Genomic DNA, 9,636 nt, shown 5'->3' on the forward strand with positions numbered 1-9,636 from the left:
AGATAGCTATCCAGGACGCGCTAGGCTAAGGCGTGTCAGGACGTTAAGGGTAATGAAGCCGTCTTCACCCGTTGAAACGTTAAGTAAAAAGTAGGTGTCAATAGATGTCTATGATTTATATAGCAGGATGAAGTTATCCCCATTCAAGCAAGCCGGGATTTTGCATGTTTACGTCCTTGGGTAGAATTAATTGAACTTGACAGCAATCACGCTTTAGGAAATGTCACATCAGAAATTTGGCAAGCAATTCGCCAGCTGCCATGAAGCTGTAAAATATTAACTTCTCACCAATTTTCTTAGTCAAGAGTCCAAAGTTTTTGCACCATTGCCTCCCGTAGAGACGTTCCACTCTTTACGTCTCTACCTAACTCCTAACTAATTATGCTGCCATTTATCCGATCGGATTTAGCTAAATTTAGCGCTTACAAACCCCATCCCGGTAGTAGTACAGCAGAACCAGTTCCATCGCAATTGGATCGGCTAGATACGAATGAAAGCCCTTATGATTTGCCACCTGAGTTAAAAGAAAAGGTTGCTTGGGAGTATCAGCAAATAATTGAAACAAATCGTTATCCGGATGGCGGACATGAGACACTGAAGAATGCGATCGCTCTCTATGTCAATGAATCAGCTAATGTCGCACCATCTTTTTTCACTGCTGCTAATATTTCTGTTGGCAATGGTTCAGATGAACTAATTCGCTCAATTTTAATTGCCAGTTGTGTCGGGGGAGAAGGTTCGGTTTTAGTTGCTAATCCCACTTTCTCGATGTACGGCATTTTGGCGCAAACTTTGGGCATTCCCGTTGTGACGGTGGGTAGAAATGAAGCGAATTTTGAAATTGATTTAAAAGGGGCTGATCAAGCTATAGAAAAAACCCAAAATCCGCCGATTCGGGTGATTTTCGTAGTTCATCCTAATTCCCCCACAGCCAATGCTTTAACTGCGGCAGAATTGGCATGGTTAAGAAATTTGAGCGATCGTATTTTGGTAGTAATTGATGAAGCTTACTTTGAATTCAGCCAGAATACCTTAGCTAGCGAATTACCACAACGTCCTAACTGGATGGTAATGCGGACATTTTCTAAAGCCTTCCGCTTGGCTGCTCATCGCGTTGGCTATTGCTTGGCTCATCCGGAGTTAATCACTATTCTAGAAAAAGTACGCTTACCTTACAATCTTCCCAGCGTTTCTATGGCTGCTTTGTTAATTGCTCTGCAAAACCGCCAATTGTTATTGAAGTCAATTCCCCAAACGCTCTTTGAACGAGCCAAACTTATCGAAGCTTTATCTCAATACCCAACATTACAAGTTGCCGAAAGCGCTGCTAACTTTGTTTACCTGCGACTAAAACCAAATGCCTTGAACCAACAAGACGATTATTTAATAAATCTTACCCAAAAGCTGAGAACTGCCGGCACTCTTGTGCGACACATCAGTGGAGGATTGCGAATTACAGTAGGAACCCCAGAGGAAAACCTCCGCACGCTGAGTCGGCTACAAATAGCTTTAACAAATCTTTAATATTAACAACCAGCTTTCAAAAAGGGGAAAGCGCAGTTTATATTGGCTAGTTAATCAAACCGGGATACTGATCGCTGCCCAAACGGCGTCGTACTATTCCCACTGTTTGTGGCAGCACACCTACCAAAAGAGCAAAGGCAATATCAGGCAACTTTTCCACCGTTTCTGGTGGAAAATATTGCTCAAATTGATCGAGAATCTTTTGGACTCGCTGAATCGGCAGTGGGTTTTCTGTAATTTGCTTGATTAACCGAATCCACTGCCGTCTAATCAAGTAAGCTTTTTGACGCTCGTCATAAGAGTCGGGAGTCAATAGCTGCAAATTACCTATCGGCAATAAATTTTGGCAATCGCGATCGTAATCACCTCCCACTGCTGCCCCAGGTCCGGCAAATTCTGCATGGTAGCGTTTGAATAGTATTAACCCATTTCGCCGACGACTGTTAACGATAAAGACCTTTCCACTATGCAACTGTGTGAGGATATCCGAGCCTGGAGATTGCTCAGTTCCATTAGGCATGACAATATAGTCAAGGAAACTAGTTTCAGGGTCATAAGTTGATACCATAGCAGTTTGATAGCGTTGGCGCTTTTCGCTATCCATGTTTTCTAAAAGTTTTAAAGAATTTTGTAGTAGTCTGCACTTCAACACTTAACTTGATTTAAATCAAAATGGTTGATTTTATCTTAATTATCAAGACTTTTTGGTTTATTTAACTAAGATAAAATTAAATAGCCTTTTTTCAACAATTAAGTAATCATATTTTATGAGATTTAACTGATTTTGTCTTGAATTAAAGGAGTTATTTTTTTAAAGTTTTTATAAAGATGAATATCTCAAATACAAAGTTCTTATGAGGAATTTCATCTTTTTTCTCGTATTTTTACTCAGATGATAATTGCAATCACCTTATTTATATCTAAATAAAATTCTGTTTTAATATTTTCATATAGAAAATTAATATCATGTAAATAAGCTAAATATTACATGATTATTTAATTTTTCTTAATTAGTATATTTATGAAAAAACTCTAAGATTAATACATAAAAATTAAGTGTTTTCTCCGTGTTATTACCACCACTTACGTACACCAGCGATCGCCCTTATAAAGGCCACATCTCCTTCTTCGGCTTTGTGGCATTCGCCTGATGGCACCCGCCACTCAGCATAGCATTTAGAGGGTTCGTCGTGTTGATGTGGTGTTGTCACAATACGTATAAGCACATATGCAGAAGAAGCAAAGTAAAGTATCTATCTGAATGCCAAAATCTTTGATAAATTAATATTTTGTCAAGTTAATTAATAATTATTTAATTATGCGTAAAAAAACCAAAGTATATAATTTTTTGTAAAAATTAAGCATTCAGAAAATATCCCTCTCTATTGCCTGAATGCTTAATCAAGTTACATGGCGTTTTGAGAAACGCCATGTAATAAAATGTCCAGCCGTGTATAGGCATTGGTTGGTTGGGTATCGCGGATCGCGATGAGTGACGGCTAGACATTTTATTTTAAGGATCTCCCTCATAGGTTGTTTGCAATAGATAAACAAGCGATCGCTTGCAATTTCCCAAATTGAAAAATTCAGATAATTGAGGAATGTGGTAAGTACTTGTGCAAGAATATCTGTCGGGAGCGTCCCAGAAAAAATGTATTCCAATAAGATTCCACTTGATGCACCTGATATCCTGCATTAAAATAAAGCTGCCGTGCCTGATGGTTATTTTCCAAAACGTGGAGGTATAAGTCTTTGAAACCCCACAAAAGGGCAACTTTTTCACAAGCTTTCAGCAACTCCGACGCAGCACCCAGCCTCCGATATCTTGGGTGAACAGCTAAATTAGACAAATAAGGAAAACTCTTGCCAATCTGAGTCCAAGAATCACCAAAACGCACACCCAGTTCTACAATTCCAACTAAGTTATCAGTGGGAGCAGTAGTATCAACGGCAACTAAACAAACGTGATGGGGTGCAGGTGATGCTAGACGATGCCTTAAGTCTTCGTAAATACCCAAACGTAGTAACGGGAAAGCCCATCCCCAGATACCATTTGGGGAGTGAAAACTTTCGGTAATGATTTCGGCAACATTAGTCAAATCAGCAGGGCTAGCCGCACGAATTTGGAATTGCTTAAAAGCTTGATTTGCGGCAGCATTTACTGGCAGTTGGTCGGATGGGTGAAAAAACCAGGGTGTGGTCAAAGCTAATTTAGTATTGATTTTATTCAAGGAAAATCTGATCAAATATCCCAAAACATCATCAAATTTGGATGAATAGCGTTCCTTCTTGTATTAACCATTAAACTTGGCGCATGAGATTTCAATTTTGGCGCTTTATATGAGTATAGGAGTGTATCCCGAAATTCATTTTATTTCAAGCGATCGCTCTCGTTGTGTACTTGTACAAAACTTGACAGCAATGCAAGCCGTGCAATGCAATTGCGGTTAGAAAGTACAGGAAAGCTTTGCGTCATAGGCAAGCGGTAGCCGATTAAAATGGCAGAAACCAGTTTGTCAGGAGTTTATGCTTCATTTTAATCAACCGATAGCGCATCTATCTAAATAAAGGTTTAAACATTCCCGCAAAGGTAAAAGCATAAAAAGCACAGAAAATTTGCCTTTTGGTCATATTCGCACTGCTCTTATTTTTGATAACAATATAACCCAATCATCCTAAACTATGCTTGCGGTATCTGCCATCAACCCGTAGCAAGCGATCCGGATTTAAACTGAGCGCCATCTTTTTTGCTCAAGTATTGACAGAAAACAGATAATTAGACACATCATTGTAGATGTATTTGTCTTCTCTAATAGTTAAGTTTTGTAAAAAAATAACTGGATTGGGAATCAGCAGATAGTGAAATTTTATCTGATGTCAAGCCCAATTTAATACTGGGTGTTTGACTAGAGGACGGTTATACCAATTCTGTGTGAAGATGCGCCAAAAGAAAAATAGGTGCCCCTCACGCCAGTCGCTTCAACAGGACTCCACCCGGACAAGGTGAGCCAGCGCTGCGCTCCTGGTTTACCGACCCACACTGGCGAACCCCGAAGGGGCGCTGGCTGGTCTTTTCTGGTGCCTCCAATGAAAAAATTAAAAGCCTCACAGCGATGGCACCTGTCTGACTAATGGTTCTCATTGCTAAATTGTAAACAGATATTTGTCTAATAGTATACTTTGGCTTTAAATCTGATTCTTCTAATATTGCTGATACCATGACTGCCATAAATAAAATTTAGTTGCAAATGTTAGTGCAACTGTTGGGGGGGGAAAACTTAATATGCAGCTTCAGATGGATTTTTAAGCCAGATTGGAGATCTGTATATAGTATTAATCGGTTCTCGCTATGAAGGTGAAGGGATTAGCAAGCAAATATGTATTCTGTAACAGTAACGAGCACCAAATTAATTGGGGTAGATCAAAGCAAATGGCGATCGGCATCTTCTATTGAGGCAAATTACTGTGAGTAAACGCTTTAGAACCAAGCCGTCATGTAGCCAAACAGCCTATGGAGTCGAAATGCTCTGCTATTACCTGACTCAGAAATATTCCCAAGAGATCAGATTATTCTTTAACCGACTGCCGTTGCAGCAGGAAAGCGGTGCATGAAATCCCAATCAAACAGTAAGCCGAAAATTTTGGTTGTCGATGACGAACCAGACAACCTTGACTTGCTTTACCGCACCTTCTATCGCGACTATCAGGTGCTTAAGGCATCCTCAGGTCTTGCGGCATTAGAACTGCTTCAGCAAGAAGGAGAAGTCTCCGTGATCATTTCCGATCAGCGGATGCCAATGATGAGCGGTACAGAATTTTTGAGCCTAACCGCGACTCAATATCCAGATATCATCCGGATTATCTTAACTGGCTACACCGATGTCGAAGACTTGGTGGAAGCAATCAATGCTGGTAAGGTATTCAAATATGTCACCAAACCGTGGGAAGCAGAGGAACTCAAAACAGTGGTACGCCAAGCTTTGGATACCCACAACGTCCTCAAAACCCGCACCCGCGAACTTACCCGCACCCTGCGTCAAGAATCGTTACTGAACAGTGTTACAAACACGATTCGCAGCGCTTTAGACTATCGGCAAATTCTGCAAGCAATTGTGGATACCGTGGGTCATATGCTAGAAGTGGATGTTTGCTTGTTGCGTCCTTTCCAAGATGGGCAGTTAGTGGATGAAAATTTTATTTACCAAAGGGGGATTTCGCAGGACTCCTTGGAGAGGGGGGGACTACTTGGGGACAAGGGAGACAAGGGAGACTATTCTTTCTCCTCCAGCGGGAGAGCCAGTAGCTTCAACGCGTTTAACCCCCCCCAGGCACCAGACTCACCATCCCCCCCTCTCCCCATGTCGTCCCTCTCCCCCACTCTCCCCCTTCCCCCCTCTCCCCATCCTGCTCTACTAGCGCAGACAGTATGGGAAATCCGGGAAGTGCAGGTGATTCATGATGTTGCAATAGATGAGCGTATTCAGGGCGATACTGCCGAGCTATTAAGTCGCTCTGCTGCTTTTGCTACAGCTAAAATTTGCTCTAGCTTGGTAGTTCCACTGATTTGCCGACAAGAACTTATGGCGGTGCTGGCGCTGCACCAGTGTAAGCAGCCCCGCGTATGGTCTGAAGACGAGGTGCAGTTAGTGGTGATGGTGGCAAATCAGGCAGCTTTAGCTTTGTCTCAAGCTTATGCTTACGAGCAAGTGCGTGCTTTGGCGAAACGGGAATCGCTAATTAATACGATTACTAGCGCGATTCGCTCTAGCTTAGATCCTGAAGATATTTTTGCCGCGATCACCCAACAATTAGGACAAGCTTTGCAAGTCGATGGCTGTGTTTTGTCTTTGTGGACAGAAGAAGATGAGTATGTCAAGTGTGTGGGTTTGTATGAAAGTTCTTACAGTTCACAGGATTCTTTCAAACTAGATCATCCTTGGGAAACAGGTAGTCATAATTACATAGAAAATCAGGAATTACCTCAGTCTATGTCACCGATTCAGGGAAATCCAATTCTGCAAGAAATGTTGCGGACACAAGAACCTGTGGTAATTACGGATATGAGCCACTGTCTGCCAGAAATCAAGGGGTTTGATTTGCCCTTGAGAGGAAAAGCCCGATCGCTCATGGTGGTTCCTTTATTGGCTGATGGCAAAAGCATCGGTAGTATTACTTTGCGTCAAGATAGTAGAGCACGCAAGTGGCTAGTTACAGAAATACAGTTAGCATCATCTGTCGCAGCTCAAGCGGCGATCGCTGTACAGCAGTCACATTTATACCAAAAAACTCGCGAACAAGCTGAACGCTTGCTGGAATTAGACAAACAAAAAACCGAATTTTTCCAAAATATTTCTCACGAGTTCCGCACACCCATAACCTTAATTCAAGGACCCCTAGAATCGGCGGTAGCGACAAAAGAAGGATTATCATATGCCCAAAGTGCGATCGCCTTACGCAACTCAAGACGCTTGCTAAGATTGGTAAATCAACTACTCGATTTGCAACGCCTTGATGCTAAAAGGATGCAGCCTAGTTTCCGTCCCTGCGATTTAGTTGAATTTGTCAACCAAATTGTCGAATCGTTTCGTCCCTATTGCGAGAAAAAGGGACTGAATCTGATTACCGAACTAGAACCATCTCCTACAGTCTACTTGGATATGGAAAAATTCGACAAAGTACTTTATAACCTGCTGTCGAATGCCATGAAATTTACCTCAGTAGGTGGTAATATTACTGTAAGATTGCAATCTCAAGGCGATCGCTGTAGACTGCAAGTACAAGACACGGGAATTGGTATTGTTACTGAACAAATTCCCTACTTATTTGAACGCTTTCGCCAAGCTGAAGGAACTGAAAATCGCTCCTATGAAGGTAGCGGCTTAGGTTTGGCTTTAGTTAAAGAACTCATGGAAATGCACCGCGGTAAAGTCACTGTGGAATCAGTTTACGGCAAAGGTACTACTTTTAGCTTATGGCTGCTCGCCGGAACCGCTCATTTACCTACAGAACAGTTGCTAGAAGCGCCTTGTGAAGTCAATACCAGTCGCGCTAACGTTGAATTAGCTGATTTAGAATTACAATCAATAGACGAATTTGAAAATATTCAAAAAGACTTATTAAATAATGTTAACACTCAAGAAAATGAACTGAAAATTGGCGAATCAATTTTGGTCGTAGACGACAACCCAGATTTGCGGACTTACGTATCAGAAATTCTCCGCGCTAATGGCTATCGAGTGCATACAGCGCGTAACGGTTCCGAAGGATTTATCATGGCTAAGGAAATAATACCACGCCTGATTGTCAGCGACTTGATGATGCCTTTGGTGTCGGGAATGGAGATGATTCGGATGATCCGCAACGAGGAAAAGTTGAAAGGAATTCCAATTATCCTGTTAACGGCAAAAGTTGATGAAGAAACCCGCATCGAAGGTACTGAAAAAGGTGCAGATGCTTATTTAGCTAAACCATTTAACGATCGCGAACTTCTGGCTGAAGTGCGAAATCTTTTAGCCCTGAAAGAAAATGAACGCAGAGTTTTGGAGTTAAATACTTACCTGACAGAATCGGTGCTCAAGCGCTTTTTACCGAGTGCGTTGGTGCAAAAAGCCGCAACCGGAGATTTAGTCCTGGATTTGCGACCGGAACCGCGTTTGATTACAGTTTTGTTTAGTGACATCGTGGGTTTTACCCAACTATCAAATACCCTCAGGTCGCGACGTGTCGCGGAATTGCTTAACGAATATTTAGAATCAATGACCAAAGTGGTCTTTGAGAATGGGGGCACCATCGATAAATTTATGGGAGATGCTATCTTAGCTTTATATGGAGCGCCGGAAGAACTAACGCCTAATGAACAGGTGCGTCGGTCGATCAACACAGCAAGAGGAATGCATCGCTCATTAAGTCTGTTAAACCAGCGTTGGCGAGAACAAGGTATATTTGACTCCGACGGACGTAATGGTTTACAGTTTCGCTGTGGTATCCACCAAGGTACAGCTGTTGTCGGGATGTTTGGTAGCGCCGAACGTGCCGATTATACTGCGATCGGTCCAAGTGTAAATATTGCCTCAAGATTGCAAGTTGCTGCTCTTCCTGGTACTATCCTCGTTTCTGCTGCGGTTGCAGATTATTTGGATGAAGATGAAATCATTAAAGGTAGTCCGTTAGAACTTAAAGGAATAGATGAAACAGTTCTGACGTTTGTTGTCAAAGCAGAAATAACTGTTAGGAGTTAGTGGTTAATGGTTAGTGGTTAGGAGTTGTAGAGACGTTACGAAAGGAACGTCTGTACTAAAGTGAGGAGAACGGAGTAGGAAGAGCGGAGTTAGTGGTACAACAACCAACAACCAACAACCAATTATCTGATTATGACTCAATCGGTTGATCAAACTTTAATAAAAGATGTAAAATCAAGGCAACACAACGATCCGCCGGGTTTATGGATTGCTCTAGTCACGAGTTCAGTTGCATTACATTTGCTGGTGTTTTGGCTAATGCGCTCTAATTATGCCTTTACTCCGTGGTTTCCACGAGATAGTCAAGCAATTGTTCCGATTGAGGTTATTGAGATTTCTCCGACAGCATCACAACCTAAACCAGTCTCTCCATCATCTGCATCACAAACTAAACCAGTCTCTCCATCATTTGCAAGTCAACAGTCTTCAACAGTCATACCAAGAAATGAAAATTCTGGTGGGATAAATTTTGCTCCTACTCGCAAACAAAGAAAAAGAAACACTTTTGTCTCTAAATCTAATACTCAACTGGTTCCTAAACAATCAGTTCCCACACCCAAGCCGATATTCACACCAACACCTACACCAACAACGACACCGACACGGACAGATTCACTTGGTAATCTTGGTTGGAAACGTGAGCGTGAAAGAATCAGTTTAGGAAAGCCGACACCGTTACCAAAATTTACACAAGTTGAACCACGTCAACCAATTGGGGAAGATTCACTAACTCCAAGTCGGAGAACTCCACGTCAACCAATTGGGGAAGATTCACTAACTCCAAGTCGGAGAACTCCACGTCAACCAATTGGGGAAGATTCACTAACTCCAAGTCGGAGAACTCCACGTCAACCAATTGGGGAAGATTCACTAA

General features: G+C 42.0%; 7 protein-coding genes and 1 pseudogene. 4 read left to right on the forward strand and 4 right to left on the reverse strand.

The genetic code is table 11. The annotated features are described in order from the left end of the window. Positions 1 to 135: 135 nt before the first annotated feature. Together OGM63_RS09180 and OGM63_RS09185 are read left to right on the forward strand one after the other, a co-directional pair. Positions 136 to 264: a YqiA/YcfP family alpha/beta fold hydrolase gene (locus OGM63_RS09180; RefSeq protein WP_318528433.1), complete on the forward strand. Its 129-nt coding sequence runs from the start codon at positions 136 to 138 to the stop codon at positions 262 to 264. Positions 265 to 381: 117 nt separating this feature from the next. Continuing rightward, positions 382 to 1,524 carry a histidinol-phosphate transaminase gene (locus OGM63_RS09185; protein WP_263745210.1) on the forward strand — a complete coding sequence of 381 codons (1,143 nt, stop codon included), beginning with the start codon at positions 382 to 384 and terminating at the stop codon, positions 1,522 to 1,524. Between the two features lie 46 nt (positions 1,525 to 1,570). Here OGM63_RS09185 and OGM63_RS09190 read toward each other — a convergent pair whose 3' ends face one another. From OGM63_RS09190 to OGM63_RS09205, 4 genes are all read right to left on the reverse strand, one after another. Continuing rightward, the gene (locus OGM63_RS09190; RefSeq protein WP_263745211.1) at positions 1,571 to 2,128 is read right to left on the reverse strand and encodes a hypothetical protein; all 558 of its coding nucleotides are present in this window, start codon (positions 2,126 to 2,128) and stop codon (positions 1,571 to 1,573) included. 469 nt (positions 2,129 to 2,597) lie between these two features. Beyond that, the gene (locus tag OGM63_RS09195) at positions 2,598 to 2,750 is read right to left on the reverse strand and encodes a hypothetical protein (RefSeq protein ID WP_263745212.1); all 153 of its coding nucleotides are present in this window, start codon (positions 2,748 to 2,750) and stop codon (positions 2,598 to 2,600) included. Positions 2,751 to 3,110: 360 nt separating this feature from the next. After that, the gene (locus tag OGM63_RS09200) at positions 3,111 to 3,755 is read right to left on the reverse strand and encodes a GNAT family N-acetyltransferase (protein ID WP_263745213.1); all 645 of its coding nucleotides are present in this window, start codon (positions 3,753 to 3,755) and stop codon (positions 3,111 to 3,113) included. 734 nt (positions 3,756 to 4,489) lie between these two features. After that, positions 4,490 to 4,744, reverse strand: a complete 255-nt coding sequence (locus OGM63_RS09205) for a hypothetical protein (protein WP_263745216.1) — start codon at positions 4,742 to 4,744, stop codon at positions 4,490 to 4,492. Between the two features lie 388 nt (positions 4,745 to 5,132). On the opposite strand from OGM63_RS09205, the gene OGM63_RS09210 reads away from it, so the two are divergent. Continuing rightward, positions 5,133 to 8,762: a response regulator gene (locus OGM63_RS09210; RefSeq protein WP_263745217.1), complete on the forward strand. Its 3,630-nt coding sequence runs from the start codon at positions 5,133 to 5,135 to the stop codon at positions 8,760 to 8,762. A gap of 132 nt (positions 8,763 to 8,894) precedes the next feature. After that, positions 8,895 to 9,636, forward strand: a pseudogene (locus OGM63_RS09215) (hypothetical protein); the annotation flags it as partial.

Origin of the sequence: Plectonema radiosum NIES-515 (assembly GCF_025753815.1) — a bacterium.
Lineage (GTDB): Bacteria > Cyanobacteriota > Cyanobacteriia > Cyanobacteriales > Nostocaceae > Hassallia > Hassallia radiosum_A.